The sequence below is a fragment of the Flavobacterium sp. WC2430 genome (assembly GCF_040822075.1).
Classification (GTDB): domain Bacteria; phylum Bacteroidota; class Bacteroidia; order Flavobacteriales; family Flavobacteriaceae; genus Flavobacterium.
The window spans coordinates 3,426,438-3,443,664 of the sequence record NZ_CP162007.1; the positions used below are offsets into that span (position 1 = coordinate 3,426,438).

At 32.6% G+C, this 17,227-nt stretch carries 15 protein-coding genes and 1 other RNA gene; 8 read left to right on the forward strand and 8 right to left on the reverse strand.

Annotated features, from left to right (window positions below; translation table 11 throughout):
• Positions 1-46: 46 nt before the first annotated feature.
• Positions 47-214 (reverse strand): hypothetical protein, encoded by a 168-nt coding sequence (locus tag AB3G36_RS14915; RefSeq protein ID WP_367754008.1) that lies wholly within the window; start codon positions 212-214, stop codon positions 47-49.
• 253 nt (positions 215-467) lie between these two features.
• Here AB3G36_RS14915 and fumC point away from each other — a divergent pair, with 253 nt between their 5' ends.
• Complete coding sequence (fumC, locus tag AB3G36_RS14920) at positions 468-1,865, forward strand: class II fumarate hydratase (protein ID WP_367754010.1); 1,398 nt, start codon at positions 468-470, stop codon at positions 1,863-1,865.
• A gap of 101 nt (positions 1,866-1,966) precedes the next feature.
• Here the strand turns inward: fumC and AB3G36_RS14925 are convergent, their stop codons facing one another.
• Positions 1,967-3,169, reverse strand: coding sequence for an NAD(P)-dependent oxidoreductase (locus AB3G36_RS14925; RefSeq protein ID WP_367754012.1), 1,203 nt, complete (start codon positions 3,167-3,169; stop codon positions 1,967-1,969).
• Positions 3,170-3,408: 239 nt separating this feature from the next.
• On the opposite strand from AB3G36_RS14925, the gene AB3G36_RS14930 reads away from it, so the two are divergent.
• Both AB3G36_RS14930 and ssrA read left to right on the forward strand, forming a co-directional pair.
• Positions 3,409-4,605 (forward strand): serine hydrolase domain-containing protein, encoded by a 1,197-nt coding sequence (locus AB3G36_RS14930; protein ID WP_367754014.1) that lies wholly within the window; start codon positions 3,409-3,411, stop codon positions 4,603-4,605.
• A gap of 94 nt (positions 4,606-4,699) precedes the next feature.
• Positions 4,700-5,096: a transfer-messenger RNA gene (gene ssrA / locus AB3G36_RS14935) on the forward strand.
• 40 nt (positions 5,097-5,136) lie between these two features.
• On the opposite strand, the gene AB3G36_RS14940 is transcribed toward ssrA, so the two are convergent.
• Positions 5,137-5,607 carry an OsmC family protein gene (locus AB3G36_RS14940; RefSeq protein ID WP_367754016.1) on the reverse strand — a complete coding sequence of 157 codons (471 nt, stop codon included), beginning with the start codon at positions 5,605-5,607 and terminating at the stop codon, positions 5,137-5,139.
• Positions 5,608-5,729: 122 nt separating this feature from the next.
• Between AB3G36_RS14940 and AB3G36_RS14945 the strand changes: the two genes are divergently transcribed.
• Both AB3G36_RS14945 and AB3G36_RS14950 read left to right on the forward strand, forming a co-directional pair.
• Entirely contained in the window at positions 5,730-6,593 is an 864-nt protein-coding gene (locus tag AB3G36_RS14945; RefSeq protein ID WP_367754018.1) for a DMT family transporter, read from the forward strand.
• Between the two features lie 374 nt (positions 6,594-6,967).
• Positions 6,968-7,873, forward strand: a complete 906-nt coding sequence (locus AB3G36_RS14950; protein ID WP_367754020.1) for a DUF6268 family outer membrane beta-barrel protein — start codon at positions 6,968-6,970, stop codon at positions 7,871-7,873.
• Positions 7,874-7,940: 67 nt separating this feature from the next.
• On the opposite strand, the gene AB3G36_RS14955 is transcribed toward AB3G36_RS14950, so the two are convergent.
• The 4 genes from AB3G36_RS14955 to AB3G36_RS14970 all read right to left on the reverse strand — a co-directional run bounded on the left by AB3G36_RS14955 (position 7,941) and on the right by AB3G36_RS14970 (position 12,938).
• Complete coding sequence (locus AB3G36_RS14955) at positions 7,941-8,612, reverse strand: hypothetical protein (protein ID WP_367754022.1); 672 nt, start codon at positions 8,610-8,612, stop codon at positions 7,941-7,943.
• Positions 8,613-8,949: 337 nt separating this feature from the next.
• Entirely contained in the window at positions 8,950-10,827 is a 1,878-nt protein-coding gene (locus tag AB3G36_RS14960; RefSeq protein WP_367754024.1) for a M1 family metallopeptidase, read from the reverse strand.
• A 165-nt stretch (positions 10,828-10,992) separates the two neighbouring features.
• Complete coding sequence (locus AB3G36_RS14965; protein ID WP_367754026.1) at positions 10,993-12,573, reverse strand: NADP-dependent glyceraldehyde-3-phosphate dehydrogenase; 1,581 nt, start codon at positions 12,571-12,573, stop codon at positions 10,993-10,995.
• A gap of 53 nt (positions 12,574-12,626) precedes the next feature.
• Positions 12,627-12,938: a rhodanese-like domain-containing protein gene (locus tag AB3G36_RS14970; RefSeq protein ID WP_367754028.1), complete on the reverse strand. Its 312-nt coding sequence runs from the start codon at positions 12,936-12,938 to the stop codon at positions 12,627-12,629.
• A gap of 296 nt (positions 12,939-13,234) precedes the next feature.
• On the opposite strand from AB3G36_RS14970, the gene AB3G36_RS14975 reads away from it, so the two are divergent.
• From AB3G36_RS14975 to AB3G36_RS14985, 3 genes are all read left to right on the forward strand, one after another.
• Positions 13,235-13,861: a Crp/Fnr family transcriptional regulator gene (locus AB3G36_RS14975; RefSeq protein WP_367754030.1), complete on the forward strand. Its 627-nt coding sequence runs from the start codon at positions 13,235-13,237 to the stop codon at positions 13,859-13,861.
• Positions 13,862-13,935: 74 nt separating this feature from the next.
• Positions 13,936-14,724 carry a sulfite exporter TauE/SafE family protein gene (locus tag AB3G36_RS14980; RefSeq protein ID WP_367754032.1) on the forward strand — a complete coding sequence of 263 codons (789 nt, stop codon included), beginning with the start codon at positions 13,936-13,938 and terminating at the stop codon, positions 14,722-14,724.
• A gap of 75 nt (positions 14,725-14,799) precedes the next feature.
• The gene (locus AB3G36_RS14985; RefSeq protein WP_367754034.1) at positions 14,800-16,074 is read left to right on the forward strand and encodes an FAD/NAD(P)-binding oxidoreductase; all 1,275 of its coding nucleotides are present in this window, start codon (positions 14,800-14,802) and stop codon (positions 16,072-16,074) included.
• 74 nt (positions 16,075-16,148) lie between these two features.
• Here the strand turns inward: AB3G36_RS14985 and cydB are convergent, their stop codons facing one another.
• Complete coding sequence (cydB, locus tag AB3G36_RS14990; RefSeq protein ID WP_367754035.1) at positions 16,149-17,225, reverse strand: cytochrome d ubiquinol oxidase subunit II; 1,077 nt, start codon at positions 17,223-17,225, stop codon at positions 16,149-16,151.
• Between the last annotated feature and the right edge of the window lie 2 nt (positions 17,226-17,227).

Below are 17,227 nucleotides of genomic sequence, written 5' to 3' on the forward strand. Positions count from 1 at the left end.
AAAAAGGACTCGCAAAAACGTGTCCTTTTTTTATGTGTCAATCAAACTAAACTGATTGCTCTTTCTTTGCTTTTCTTTTCTCTTTATATGCTTCCCAAGTTGCTCCACCTACCCAATAGGATACGAAACCAACTAAAAAAAACATTAACCAAAATCCTAATGTAAGGATTGATAAAAAAAGTAAAAAGCCTAAATACTGTGAAAATTCAAACATGTTTTCCGGAATTTTTGAATGTAAGTACAAATGTATGTTTATTATTTTTTCTTAGCAATAAAAAAACAAATCAATTTTCATAAATTAGTATTTATACGTATTTTTGAGCTCAATTTTAGGAGCTATTCCCGCTATTCGTTACAATCTTACATGCCAAACAATGGCATATAAGGATTTTCACTACTATCGGGGCTAGAAAACATAATGCAGTGCAACTAAATCAATTTTCAACATAACACAAATAAATAATAAAATGAAATTCAGAATAGAAAAAGACACCATGGGTGAAGTGCAAGTTCCAGCTGATAAATATTGGGGTGCACAAACAGAACGTTCTAGAAACAATTTTAAAATAGGACCATCTGCTTCCATGCCAAAAGAAATAGTAGAAGGTTTTGCCTACCTAAAGAAAGCAGCAGCTTATGCTAACTGCGACCTAGGAGTCCTTCCTGCTGAAAAAAGAGATGCGATTGCAGCTGTTTGTGATGAAATTCTTGCTGGGAAATTAGATGATCAATTTCCATTAGTAATTTGGCAAACAGGTTCTGGTACACAAAGTAACATGAACGTTAATGAAGTTGTAGCCAATCGTGCTCAAGTTTTAAAAGGATTTGCAATTGGTGAAGGAGAGCAGTTTATTAAAGCAAATGATGATGTAAACAAATCACAATCATCTAATGATACTTTCCCTACAGGAATGCATATTGCAGCTTACAAAGCGGTTGTAGAAGTTACAATTCCTGGAGTTGAAAAATTAAGAGACACATTACATGCTAAAGCAACTGAATTCAAAAATGTGGTAAAAATAGGTCGTACACACCTTATGGATGCCACTCCACTTACATTAGGTCAAGAACTTTCAGGATATGTAGCACAATTAAACTATGGTTTAAAAGCAGTTAAAAATACTTTAGCACATTTATCTGAAGTTGCTTTAGGAGGAACTGCTGTAGGAACTGGACTAAACACACCTGCAGGATACGATGTAAAAGTAGCCGAATATATTGCTGAATTTACAGGTCATCCATTCGTAACTGCCGAAAATAAATTTGAAGCTTTAGCAGCTCATGACGCTATTGTTGAATCACATGGTGCTTTAAAACAACTGGCTGTTTCATTAAATAAAATTGCTAATGATATTCGTATGTTAGCTTCTGGACCTCGTTCGGGAATTGGTGAGTTAATCATCCCAGAAAACGAACCTGGTTCTTCCATCATGCCAGGAAAAGTAAACCCAACACAATGTGAAGCGTTAACAATGGTATGTGCTCAGGTAATGGGTAATGATGTGGCAATCACTGTTGGTGGAATGCAAGGTCATTATGAATTAAATGTATTCAAACCAGTAATGGCGGCAAACTTCTTGCAATCAGCACGTTTATTAGGAGATGCATGTACCTCATTTGACGAACACTGTGCTCAAGGTATTGAACCTAACTACAAACGTATTAAAGAATTAGTTGACAATTCATTAATGCTTGTTACGGCTTTGAATACAAAAATTGGCTACTACAAAGCAGCTGAAATTGCTCAAACAGCTCATAAAAACGGAACTACTTTAAAAGAAGAGTCAGTACGTTTAGGGTATGTTACTGCCGAAGATTTTGATGCATGGGTAAAACCAGAAGATATGGTAGGAAGCTTAAAATAATTATAAATTTTGAGTTATAAATCAAAAACCCTGAAATGATAAAACATTTCAGGGTTATTGTTTATTAACATATATGCAATAAGGACAACATTCAATACTAACTACTTCCCATCAACATAATCTTGTAAATAACTAAATCTTGGAGTCAGTTTTCCTTTTTCGGTCATTTTGGCTCTTTCAAGAATACCGTCTTTATCGTTATCAAAAAAAGCAGGAATAACATGTTCCATAAACATAATTCCAAAACCTTCACTGGCATCTTTTGGCAATTCGCAAGGCAAATTATCAACGGCCATAACTACAATAGCAGCAGGGTGAAAAACATCCACTTCTTTATGCTCCGATGGTAAATAACCGTATAAAGGCTCAGCTATAGTTGAAGCTCTAAGAGTAGATGCTATAGGTCCATTGATATCACAGGAAACATCACCAATTACTTTTATCTTACAGTCCTTAGCTTGAAGCATTTCTTTTGTCAGAATATCTGGTGCATCATTCCCATGAAAATGACCTGTAATTAAAATTTCAGATACTTTCGTAAATCGTTCAAAATCTCCTATATATTCTTTAGGGTTATCGTAAAAGTCTTTACAATTTAGTACTTTTCCGTCAATGCGTTTATTATAATCCAACACATCAATTTGGGTATAAACAGCTTGTGCATACTTTTTAGATAAGAAATTTTCAACCGAAACCTCCGTGATTTTTATAGCATCCAGCACTTCTTTTATTCCTCCTCCTACTTTACCGCTTCCGGTAACAACAAATTTAATGGGTGGGAAAATAATCCGTTTCAATTGTCTAATTAACTCCTCTTTACCTGAAAGTGTCTCCGCTTTTGGTAATTTAAATAATTCAAATTTGATTCCAAAAGCACGAATCGTATTATAAGCACCAACTATTCCAGCATATCTACCAAAACCAATCAATCTGCGATTTTCGGCATCTACTATTGTTTCATGATCATATAAATCAATGCTTTTTTCTAAAACTGTTTGTAATAATTTTTTATTGTATGGCTGCTTCTTTATCGTATGTGAAAAAAAGAAATAGGTTTTATTAGGGATTAGATTTTCAACAGGAACTTCTTTAACTCCAAATAATACATCACAATCGCTTATATCAGCAGTAACTTCAATTCCTAATTTTTTATATTCTTCATCAGAAAAAATTCTAATATCTGAACTTTCTACTTTTACAATTGCATCTGGATAAAGTTGCTTTAATTGAACTAACTCACTAGGAGAAAAAACGACTCTTCGATCAGGTGGGCTTTTTCTTTCTTTTAAAATTCCGAATTTCATATTTTAGTTTTACATGTATTATTATAACTTTAACTAATGTTATTGTTACAAATATAACAATTTAAACAACATTAAGTTGGGTTTTATAAAAAAAATTAAGTCTCCAAAAATATTAAAAGCTGAGGTCCAAAACAATAGAAAAACAGTTCTAAAAACTTTAATAAAATACTGTTAACGTTTGCTAAAAAAATTAACTAAAGAGATTGATTCCATATATTTGCCTTTCTAGCACCGCAATAATGATTTTTATAAAAAAAGCAAATATACTACAAATACTCATGCTCTTATTGGTTTTGAGTAGCTGTAAAGAAAAGAATAAATCGCAATCAAATACAACAGCAAACACAAAAGAGAAAGCTAGTCTTGTAATCAATTCTGGCCCAAAACTTAGTGAAAAATATATTGAATCAAAAAAGAATTCTATCCTTCATTTTTACAACAAAAACTGGCCTCACAATAGTTTAAATGGGGGTTTTCTTGTGGCAAAAAATGGTCAAATTATTTTTGAACGATACGAAGGTATTTCAAATCACAAAACCAAGTCAGAAATGACTAGCACAACACCATTACATATTGCTTCTGTTAGTAAAGTAATAACAGCAACAGCAATATTAAAATTAGTAAGTGCCGGAAAAATAACATTAGACCAAAAAGCAACTACCATCCTAAAAGAGTTTCCTTATCCAGATGTTACTATAAAAACGCTATTAAACCATAGAACTGGGATGCGTAATTACGCCTATTTTACAGAAAAAAAAGGAATTTGGGACCGACATAAAATTCTAAGCAATCAAGATATCTTGACTATCATGGCAACAAAAGGGATTGATTTAGAATTTAAAACCAATACTCGTTTTAGCTATTGCAATACTAATTATGCCATGTTGGCATTAATAATTGAAAAAATAACAGGTAAGCCTTACAAAGATGCCATGCAAGAAATTGTTTTCAAACCATTAGGGATGAAAGACACTTATGTTTTTGATTATGAAAAAGACAAATTGACGGCTACACCTTCTTACAGAGGGAATTTTTCATTGATTAATATGGATTATTTAGATGCGATATACGGTGATAAAAACATCTACTCTACTCCTAGAGATTTATTAAAATTTGATGATGGTCGTAATTCTGCCAGTTTTTTAGATCCAAAATTACTAAAACAAGCCTTTATAGGATATAGTAACGAACATAAAGGAACAAAAAATTATGGCTTAGGTATGCGAATGATCAATTGGCCTACCGGACAAAATTTCTATTTTCATAATGGCTGGTGGCATGGTAATACTTCTGCTTATATTACTTTACCAGAAGAAAAGGTTACAATTATTGCTTTGTCAAATAAATTCAATCGAAGTACCTATAAAGTTCGGAATTTAGCTGCACTTTTTGGAGATTATCCATTCAAACTGGATGATGATGGAAAAGAGGAATGATATTTGTAGAATAAAAAGAGTGTTTAAAATGTAATTTCAACTAGAAAAGAATACATTTGCAAACTCAAAATTATCAGCGATGGTAAAATAAAAAGGGGTCGACTGGTTTTGACAGCAAGTCGAATTGACAAGTAAGCACGTCGAGAACTGGGACAATTCTCGTTAATAAAAGGTTTCAAAACACTTACACGGCGAAGGAAACTACGCTCTTGCTGCATAATCTGAATCATAGTAAGATTAGCCTAGTTCCTATCAGATAGGAAAGCAGGATTTACCTCGAAAGCTTTGGTTTATAGCGGTCGATCAAGGTGAATCGTAAATTTAAACCTAGATTTCCATAAGCTTCGGGTGGATTTCGAACTAAAGAAGATAAGTTATGTGCGGCTGTTTCTGGCCAATCACATAATCGAAAATTCAATCAGGAAATAAGCGTGTAGAAAGCTTCTTAGTTGCTTGTTTGGACCCGAGTTCGATTCTCGGCGACTCCACAAAAAACCTTGTAAACTATTGATTTACAAGGTTTTTTTTTATTTATTCTATTTCACAACTAGGAAAATGGATAATAGGAAAGTTACAAGAGTTCGCAATAAAACAAAGTTCATTCGCTTTTTTATGTAAACTTAAAGCTTCCGCAATCTTTTCTGGTTGCCTAATAGCAACTTTAGGGTAAAGACGAACTTCAATAAAACGACCACTACCGTCTTCAGTAACTTCAAGTGTTGCCTCAGCAGCATCTGTATAGGAAATAACTTCTATTCCTTCTTTCCCACAAACGTACAAATACGACATCATATGGCACGAAATTATACTACTTAATAACAAGTCTTCGGGATTATACAAAGTTGGATCTCCTTTAAAAGCTTTGGCAGCTGAAACACTTAAAATAGGCTTACCTTCAATTGCGATAGTATGACTTTTACTGTACGTCTTGACTATAGAAATTTCCCGATTTAAAATCGAAGACCATGTTACTTTTGCTTTAAATAAATGTTTAAATCCCATTCTTTTTTTTATTCAAAAGTAATTAAAACTGCCTAACAGTTTAACCACATTTAGTATACAATTACAAAATCATTTGATGTATAAATTTTGTAGTTTTACGAACCTAAATCTACAAACAAAAAGTGAAAAATAAATTACTCAATATTCCTCCAATTCCAGCTGTTCTTTTCGCTATAATAAGTGTTCAGTCTGGTGCTGCCATAGCAAAAACTCTTTTCCCTTCTATCGGTGCTGCAGGCACTGCTTCGTTAAGAATTGGTATATCAGCAATCATTCTTTTTGCCGTTTACAGACCCAATTTATTCAAAATCACTCCCAATCAATGGAAAATTGTAATTCCATATGGTTTGTCATTGGGTGCCATGAATTTAATCTTTTATCTCGCTATTGAGAGAATCCCAATTGGACTTGCAGTAACACTAGAGTTTATTGGCCCTTTAGTAGTCGCAGTAATGGGTTCAAAGCGATTATTAGATTATTTATGGGTTCTACTTGCTGCCGCAGGAATTGTTTTAATAGCACCTTGGTCTGATAATGGAATTGATCTTTTAGGTGTACTCTTTGCGCTATTGGCTGGTGCGCTTTGGGCAGCTTACATCGTTTTGGGTGGAAAAATTTCGAAAATAATGAAAGGTGGAGAAGCTGTAGCCACAGGAATGCTATTTGCTTCGATATTAATAGTTCCTTTTGGAATTTTAGGAAACGGCTTAAATAGTCTCACTCCTACTTTCCTTTATTTAGGGATAGCATTAGCTCTTTTGTCAAGTGCAATTCCTTTTACATTGGAGATGAAAGCTCTTGGTCAACTTCCTCCCAGAACATTTAGTATATTAATGAGTCTAGAACCTGCAGCAGCCTCTATTTGTGCACTTATATTTTTACAAGAGCACCTCACTTTTAATGAAGTTTTGGCCGTAATTTTTGTTGTAATAGCTTCCGTTGGATCAACAATTACTTCAAAAAAAACAACTCCTAAAATTGATTGAAATTATAAATAGTTCCATTATATGGATCTCAAGTTTATATCAAGTTAAGTGATAAAATTTATTGATCAAGTAACGCAACAGTAAAAATAATAAACTTGCCACAACCGCAAATGCCAGGATAAAACTAAACAGATTTATAACAATATTAGGAATAAATTTTAGTTTGGGATGGGTGTAATATGGCTCACGATGTAATCTTTCGTGGATGCTTTTATTTACTATTTTAATTTTCTTTTTGATACTGTTACCTTTTGAGTTATTACTATAATAAATTCTAACGTTTCAAAGCTATTCCTATTTTACTCTAAATTACTCAATTAATTTAAAATAAAGGAGTTAAAAAATAAAAATAAAAAAAATACTATATTTAGAGAATGAAAATAAAATTACTAACCCTGTTATTTTTAATACTTCCTCTCTTAAGTAATTCTCAAGAATATGTCGATTTGATAAATGTTAATTATGGAGAATCTGGAAACACTTCTTTTGAAAATAGTTCCGAAAACACAACTATTTCGACCTTTAGAGCAAGTACATTATTTCCTTTAGTTCTAAACGATAAATATACAGTTATTACAGGAGCCGACTTTAATAAACAATCCTTACAACTATTTCCAAATACAGAATATAATCATTTATATACTACCCGATTAAAATTAGGAATGAAAGTAAAATATTCTGAACATTGGAGTACTACTTATGTATTTCTTCCAAAATTAGCCTCAGATTATACTAACATAGATAAAAATGATTTTTATCTTGGAGGTACAGTGGTATTTAAATATAAGAAAAGTAATACTCTTAATTATCGTTTTGGTTTATATAGTAGTAAAGAAGCATTTGGATTGTATTTCTCTCCTATAATTGGAATCTATTATAAAAGTCCTAATTCCCTTTTTGAATTAAACGTATCTTTCCCTGGTGATTTTGATGTGAATTATAGCATTGCTAAAAACACAAAAATAGGAATTGATTATTTTGGTAATTCTGAAAGTTTTAGGCTTTCGAAAGAGAAAACAAATACAAACTATGTTCAAAATAACTCTTTAGAATTTTCGTCATATATTCAAAACAACTCCATAAATAAAAATTTATTATTACGCTTTAAACTAGGGTTTTCAAATAACAATTATGAAGTTTATCCTGCAAATCAAAAAATTGATTTAGGAATTTCATCTTTACGATTTGGAGACGACAGAACTCAAATGAACTCTAATTTATCAAATAGCCTTTTTTTTAAGGTTGAAGCCATATACCGTTTTTATATTGTTCCTAATTAATTTAAAAAACAAAAAAAAACCGTCTCATTTCAATAAAAAGACGGTTTGTTATAGATATAATAATTAATTACTCTACTAATTTATAATAAAACATTTCAGGTGCTCCCACTACTCCAGCGTCCATCATTACTTTTTTCTTAGCCTCAGAAGTTATTGCCACTTTAGCTTTTTTCATATCTGATATTGCAAAAACTAAAGTTACCATATTGGGATCATCAACACTACGAGCCATTCCTCTATCTATAAGCCCTTCTTCCATTCTTTTTGCTGTCCCTTCGGCATCATACACTTTGAGCCATGCATCAAAATCTTTCACTTTATGGGTGACCATTAGTCGATCTTTGATGTTTATTTTTGAATCATCATTTCGAATTACATTGTAAAAAGAAAAAGTAGGAACACCCATTACACCCGCTTTTTTCATCGCATCCTTAAGACTTGGTAGTGTACTAAATTCCTTTGCTTTTTTTATGTCATTCATTTTATCAATTACGATAATCATATTTTCATTTTCCATTCCTCTTCCTATCACAAAGTGGGTGATTCCATAACTTTGTCTTATTGAATCATGGGCATTATAGGCTAATAACCACTTATCATAATTGGCTACTTTGTGCTTTATTACAATTACATCAAAAGGGGTAAATACTGGAGCCACTGGCATAACAGGTTCCTCCATTTTTTTTGGTTCTTCTACTTTTTCTGTTTTATTGTTCTTACAAGATAAAACTGTAACCATAAAAACTAATATTAAAAGGGGCTTCAAAAATTTTTTAATGTGTTCCATAGTACTATATATTTTAGTTGTTTATTATATAAATATAATGAAAAATACTGATAATCAGACATTTATATTTTCAATAAATTCAAAAAACTGTGTAGTAAAAAACGTACCCAACTAAAATTTTGATAGGTAATTGACACATATAAAGCGTATAGATTACTATTATCAAAAAAACTTCTCCATACATTTAAACAAAGAAACCGGTTCGCTTATTAAAACGAATCGGTTTCTTATTTTACTCTTATTCCCTTTTTTAAAATATAAGGAACAATTATATTCTAATGAATTTAAATTATTTAGAGGCCCAACTATTATCTGAAGGTGTAGCATCCATAAAAAGTCCCCCATCAATTGTTATTGCCTTTATTTTCTTTGAGCCTTTTAGGTTAATCGTTGTCATTTTTTGATTTGCTTCCCAAATAGCCGGCGTCTCATGTATCGTTTCTTTGGTTCCATCAGTATAACTAATTACTACATCAAACGGAATTGCAAATCCACCTTCATTTTTTATTTCAACTGACTGTTTTGTGGTATTCACATTTGCAATAGCAAGATCAATATAATTATTAGTAAAAAACCAGTTATTAAAAAACCAATTTAGATCTTTACCTGAGTTCGTATTCACTGAGTTGAAATAATCCCAGGGAATAGGATGTTTCCCATGCCAATCTTCCATATAAGCATGTAGCACTTTTTTAAATAATTCATCACCTAATAAATCTTTCAAAGCTAGGTAAGAAAGTGATGCTTTACCATAGGAATTATTGCCATAGCCAGACCCTGAAAGTTGAGATGACATAGAGATAATAGGTTGATCCTCTTCGGTAGATTTATCGTTAATATAGCGATTGACTCTAAACTGCTTATAAAACTTATCTGCTGCTTCTTTCCCGTGCTCTGAAATACCTATCAAATATTCTAATGTTGTAGCCCAACCTTCATCCATAAACGCATATCTACTTTCATTAATCCCCATGTAAAATGGAAAATAAGTATGTGCAATTTCATGGTCTTGTACTAATTGTGCAAAAACAGGATCACCAGTTTGAGAATCATTGACCATCATAGGATATTCCATATCAGCAAATCCTTGAAAAGCAGTCATTTTTGAAAACGGATAAGGTACCCCAGGCCAGTTATTAGAAAACCATCCCAAAGCATAATTGGTGTTTTTTACTGAGTTTATAAAATCGGTTCCTTTCACATCATAAGCTGCTTGTGTGCTCACACGACGTTTGGTTTTATTATCCACAATTACACTTGCTGCATCCCATAGATAGTGATTACTTAAACCAAAACACACATCCGAAATAGCATTGGCTTCAAACTTCCAAGTATTCCAATCATTTTGTAAAGTAACTTTTCTTTCTTTCATTTCCTGTTCGTTTGCAATATGAATAACTGCATCCGAAGTATACGATTCTTTTAAACGGGATGAAAATTTAGGTTGTAACACCTCTTCAGGATTTAATAGATCGCCTGTAGCATAAACAACGTAGTTTTTGGGCGCTTTGATCGAAAAACTGTAGTCATTAAAGTCATTATAAAATTCTTGACCGTCTGTATGTGGTAATCTATCCCAACCATTGTAATCATCATAAACAGATACTCTAGGATAACTATAAGCTACATAAAATGTAGTTTCATCAATTTGACCTTCACGCCCACTTTCTTTAGACAAAGGATAATTCCAGTCAATATCTAACGTAGCTTTATTATTTGGTGCTAATCCTTTTTTAAGTTTAACGTTCCCAACTGTTCCCCAATTTTTTGCATTTTCATTGTAGACTTCGCCATCTATTTTAAAAGAAGTGATAGTTAATCCCGCTGATAAAAAGTCAGGACTTACCTCACCTCCTCTTGGAGCAGTAGGCTTATGCAAGTTATTCACAAAACGAATCACTAGGGTTTTCAAAGTATCCTTACTGTTGTTTTCATAAACAATACTTTCTGTACCATTAACCATTTTAGAAGTAGGATCTACACTAATTTCCATAGTATATTTTCCGCGGTTTTGCCAGTAATTATATCCTGGTTTTCCGATTTTGGAACGAGTTCCCTTAGCATAAGCTTCTTTTATATTTCGAGGAGTATAGAGTTCCTGAGCAACACTATTTTGTGCAAAAAATGCAATTATAAACAGTAGTAATAAAATTGATTTTTCTTTCATAAATAATTTTTTAAAAATAAATACTAATGTACCATTAGTAGCAATACCTTCAAGATTGTAACACAAAATAATTGAAAATAAAAAAGAATTTATTTAGGAGAATTTATACCATAAAAAAACCGCCTAATCATAAAAATTAGGCGGCTATAATGGGCACTGAATGATTTATAAAATATAATCGGTAGTGATAAAATTAGATTGATCACTATTTAATAACGCTTGTAATATTTCGTTGTTATACTCATTGTCTTTTGAAGCAACAAAGGTTCTAATCGAGAAAGAACGTAAAGCATCATGAATACTCAATGTTCCTACAGCCGAGTCTTTTCGTCCTGTAAAAGGGTAAATATCCGGTCCTCTTTGACAAGAACTGTTTAAATTGACACGACACACTAAATTGACTAAAGTATCGATTAGTGGAGCTAGTGTTTTAATGTCTTTCCCAAACAAACTTACTTGTTGTCCATAATTAGACTCTGCCATATCGTTTAATGGTTCTTGAATGTCTTTGAAGGTTAAAATAGGCACTACTGGGCCAAATTGTTCTTCGTGATACACACGCATGTCCTTATTTATTGGAAACAGAACAGCAGGAAAAATATAATTTGGAGCATGTTCTCCCCCTTTTGCGTTAATCACTTTTGCTCCTTTACTAGTTGCATCATCAATTAATTCCTGAATGTATGCTGGCTTTTCTTGTTCTGGTAATGGAGTCAATGAAACCCCTTTTTCCCATGGGTTACCAAATGGAATTGCATCCACTCTAGCTGCAAAACGGGCATTAAATTCATCGGCGATAGCTTCATGAACATATAAAATTTTCAAAGCTGTACAACGTTGTCCATTGAAAGACAAGCTTCCAGCAATACACTCTTGAATAGCCAAATCTAAATCAGCATCCGGTAAAATGATCGCTGGATTTTTGGCTTCCAAGCCTAAGATTAAACGTAGTCTGTTCTTATTAGGATGTTGATCCTGTAAAGCAATGGCCGATTTACTATTCCCTATCAAAGCCAACACAGCCACTTTTCCCGATTTCATAATTGGAGAAGCCACTTCACGACCTCTACCATAAACAATATTAATTACACCAGCTGGAAAGCTATTTCTAAATGCTTCCAACAAAGGAGAAATTAATAGAACTCCATGTTTTGCAGGTTTAAACACTACTGTATTTCCCATAATTAAAGCAGGGATAAGCAATGAAAAAGTTTCGTTTAAAGGATAATTATAAGGCCCAAGACACAAAACTACTCCAAGTGGTCCACGGCGTACCATGGCATTTACTCCTTGACTTTTAGTAAAACGAGCACTATTCCTATCTAATTGTTTATAGTCTTCTATAGTATCATAAATGTACTCTACAGTTCTATCAAACTCTTTTTGAGAGTCACCTAGCGTTTTTCCTATTTCCCACATCAAATATTTCACAACCGCATCACGGGTAGTTTCCATTTGAGTTACAAAACGAGTCATACATTTAATTCGATCTGAAACTTTCATTGTAGGCCATAATCCTTGACCGTTATTGTAGGCGGCATCGGCAGCATCAACAGCTTCCAATCCTTCTTTTTCTCCCATAAATGGAATTGACCCTAATATTGTTGGCGCATATTCTTCAGTGGATGAAATAGTTGAAAATACTGGAGAAGTTTGACCTTCCCAATTTTTCAATTCTCCATTTACTAGATATGTATCTTGATTAAGAAGCTCTTTAATCTGAAATTCTTGTGGTATAAAATTCATTTTTTTTGTTTTTATTAGTAATAATTAAAAAAGAGGCCAAAGCCTCTCTAAAATTATGGTGAAACGATATCTCCGTTCCATGCCAATATTCCTCCTGTTAAATTATAGGCATTTTCAATACCTAATTCATTCATAATCTCGCAGGCTTTTGCACTTCTTGCTCCAGAACGACAATAAACATAATAGTTTTTACTTTTATCTAATGCTTCAATGTCATTAATAAAAGCTTGACCTTGATGGATGTCAATATTTATGGCATTTTCTATTATACCATCATTACATTCATCCTCAGTTCTTACGTCTAGTATCACTGCATTTTCATCCCCTTCAAGTTGAGAAATCCAATCTTGTTGTGTTAAATTCATGTTGCTCTTTTTTGTAAAAATACAATGTTTTTTGCTAACTAAAAACTAACAAAATGTAAATTAAATAATAATTCATAGAAAACGTTTTCGCGACTATTTAATAATCAGACATTTACGTAAATTACTATTTATTTTCAAAAAAAGTCTAGTAAATCTATGGGTAAATTGAAAAAACTGCAACAGCAAATTTTAAAAAACAAAAAAAACAATCCTCTAAAAGCCTTCTCTATTCATGTTCATTTTTTAATGTACTTTTACAATAGTCAATTCAAGCCGATTCATAAAACAACTACAAAATGCACGATTCTTTAAAAAACACTTTTCCTTCTTTTTCTAATGAATTAATTCAAGAAATTGAGAAGAATGCCATACATCAGTCCTATAAGGCAGGAGACGTCATTATGCGAACAGGACAATATATTAATAATACCATTTTACTAACTAAAGGACAAATTAAGATTTATCGTGAGGGAGAAAATGGCGGGGAATTTTTCATGTATTATTTGCAACCTGGCCAAGCTTGCGCTGTATCTATGATATGTGCCACCAAAAGTCAAACCAGCCAGATCATGGCTAAAGCGATTGAAGATGTTGAACTGATTATGATACCGCTTGCACTAATGGAAAAATGGATGATGGAACACCGTAGCTGGTATGAGTTTGTTATTTTTACCTATCGCACAAGATTTGAAGAAGTATTAGAAGTAGTTGACAGTATTGCTTTTAGAGCGATGGATGAACGTTTAGAGTTTTATTTAAAAAGACATGCTGATGCATGTGGCTGTAAAGATTTAAAATTATCACATCAAGAAATTGGAACTGAACTTAATACTTCAAGAGAAGTTATTTCACGTTTGCTCAAAAAAATGGAGCAAAGAGGATTGGTAAAATTACATCGTAATCATATTGAACTTTTAACCTAAAAAAATCACTCAATGTGATAAATGTTACTGTTCACAATAAAAATACAAACCACCTTTGCAATAAAAATTCATAGATGGAAATAATTGGATATTTAGCTTCAATAATAATTGGCCTTTCTTTAGGATTAATAGGTGGTGGTGGATCTATACTTGCTGTGCCTATTTTAGTATATCTTTTTAAGGTACATCCTGAACAAGCAACTAGTTATTCCTTATTTATTGTAGGTATTACATCAATGTTTGGTTCTTACAGTCATTATAAATTAGGAAATTTAAAAATCAAATCCGCTTTAGTATTTGCAATACCTTCTATTCTTTCATTACTTATTGTTAGGAAAATTATTCTTCCCTTAATTCCTGACACCCTATTTTCAATTGATAATTTTGATGTTACAAAGAATTTATTAATCATGGTGGTGTTTGCTTTTCTTATGATTGCAACATCTATTTCAATGATAAAAAAAGCTAAAAAGTTAAAAGAAGTAGTTGAAATCAACTTTAAAATGCTAGCAATAATTGGATTCTTTGTTGGATTAATTATTGGATTTTTAGGTGCTGGAGGAGGTTTTTTAATTATTCCAGCTTTATTATTCTTTGCTAACCTACCCATGAAACAGGCCGTAGGAACTTCGCTTTTTATCATATTTATCAATTCTCTAATTGGTTTTGGTGGTGATTTATTAGGAGGAGTTGAACTTGAATATAAATTACTTTTTATTATTTCCATAATGGCCATTTTTGGGCTTTTTATTGGAACACAATTATCTAAAAAAATTGATGGAGCTAAATTAAAACCTGCTTTTGGATGGTTTGTATTAGTAATGGGAATTTATATAATTACCAAAGAAATTTTATTCAAATAACACTTATGTAACATAAGTCACTGTGTATCAAAATGTATCACTGTAATATTGTTCTAACCATAATACTATTCAATCATGAAAGAACATTTTCAAATACTAATAATCGGCGGTGGTAATGCAGGACTCTCAGTTGCAGCCCAATTAATTCGTAAAAAAAGCGACTCAAATATCGGAATTATAGAACCTTCTGAAAAACATTATTATCAACCTGCTTGGACACTTGTAGGTGCAGGAATATATGATGTTGAAAAAACGGTGCGTCAAGAAAAAGATTATATTCCAAAAAACAGTACCTGGATCATAGATGCTGTAACTGAATTTTTACCAACTGAAAATAAAGTAATTTGTAAAAGCGGTAAAGAAATAAGTTATGATTTTCTAATTGTTAGCCCCGGAATTCAATTGGACTGGAATAAAATAAAAGGCCTAAAAGAAACTTTGGGCAAGAACAGCATAAGCAGTAATTATTCATTTGAATTTGCTCCTAAAACTTGGAAATTTATCGAAAATTTCAAAGGAGGAACTGCGGTATTTACGAATCCTTCAACTCCAATAAAGTGCGGTGGAGCCCCGCATAAAATCATGTATTTAGCCTGCGATTATTGGTATAAGAAAGGTATTTTAGATAAATGTGATGTTCATTATATTTCTGGTGGCGCAAGTATTTTTGGCGTACCTGAGTATGCAAAAACATTAGTAAAAACGCTAAAAAAATATAAAATTCAAACACATTTTGGAGCCAATGTTACTGCGGTTAATGGAGAAACTAAAACGGTAGAATTTGAAACAAAAGCAACTGATGATACCATCAAGCAAAATCTCTCTACTTTGGACGCTTCTTGTTATTCTATTATACCATTTGATGCAAGTGCCGAAACTAAAAAAATCACACTAAAATTTGATTTTTGTCATGCTGTACCACCACAATCGGCTCCTGATTTTATTAAAAAAAGTCCTCTTGCCGATGCAAAAAATCCGTTGGGATTTGTAGAAGTAGATAAATACACCCTTCAACATTCTCGATTTCCCAATGTTTTTGCCCTAGGTGATTGTACAAATGCGCCTTGTAGTAAAACAGGTGCTGCTATTCGAAAACAAGCGCCGGTGGTTGTTGCCAATGTATTATCACTATTAAACAATACTACATTAGTTGCCAAATATGATGGATATAGTGCTTGCCCAATTCCGACACAATATGGAAAATTGATGCTTGCCGAATTTGATTATGACAATAAACCTAAAATGACTTTCCCATTTGACCAAGCAGTACCACGCTGGACGATGTGGAAACTAAAAACAAAAATATTGCCTTGGCTCTATTGGAATAAAATTCTAAAAGGAACCGCTTAATTCTATTCATAAAGAAAAATGCCCTTGTAATTCATTTTACAAGGGCATTTTTATATTTAAAACATTCCATTTTATTAATGCTCTCCATAGCCAATATCATCCATTTTTCCGCTGAACACTTTATATTGGATAACGAAATAAGCAATCACTAATATCAGGGCTACAACAAACCAATACACACCCACTGATAATCCGTAATCATCTGCAGCCACATTGTAGATGGTTAATGATGGATTTAAATTATTTGTAGAGGGCAAAACATTTGGAAAAATGGAAGCAGTCGTAGACGTAAATCCACCTACAAGAAACAGCGATGAAAAAAGAAATCCAAGTCCCTCCTTTTCAAATGATCTTACCTTAAACAAACCAAAAATTCCAATAAAAGTAAGAGTAGGAAATACCCAAAGTACTGGATTGTCTATGAAGTTATGAAATGGTTTTTGCTCTATATTATGCCAAATAAGTAGTGAAACAATCACCAAAACTAGTAGAACAAAATTAAGCTTGAATACCAGTTGTTTTAACTTTGGATTCAAATCGGAATTGGTTTTGTAAATAATCCAATTGGCTCCATGTATCATCAAAGCAACTACACTTACCACGCCTAGAAACAAAGTAAACCAATCTATAATTCCCAGTTGATCTGCTTTTGGACTAAAAGTAGGATTCCATAATGGCAAAAAGAAAAAATGAGCTTCCTGCGTAGACACACCATTTTCTACCATTCCTAAATTCACCCCACGTACTATATTACCCAATGCTACACCAAAAAATAATGCCAATAACAAACTAGCAATACCAAAGGCTTTATCCCAAACTACCTCCCACATAGGATGATGAATTTGCCCACGCAATTCTAAACCAATTGCTCTAAAAATAAGCAACCATAAAATCATCATCAATGGTAAATAAAAACCACTAAAAGAGGATGCATAAAGCGTAGGAAAAGCAAAAAACAAAACGCCTCCAGCTGCAATTAACCAAACCTCATTTGCATCCCAAAACGGACCAATCGCATTGGTAATGGCTTTTTTGTCTTTTTCTGTTTTTGCAAAAAACAAATGAATAATTCCAGCCCCAAAATCATAACCATCCAAGACAATATACACCGCCAATATTCCCATTAAAACCACATACCAAAAGAATTCCATAG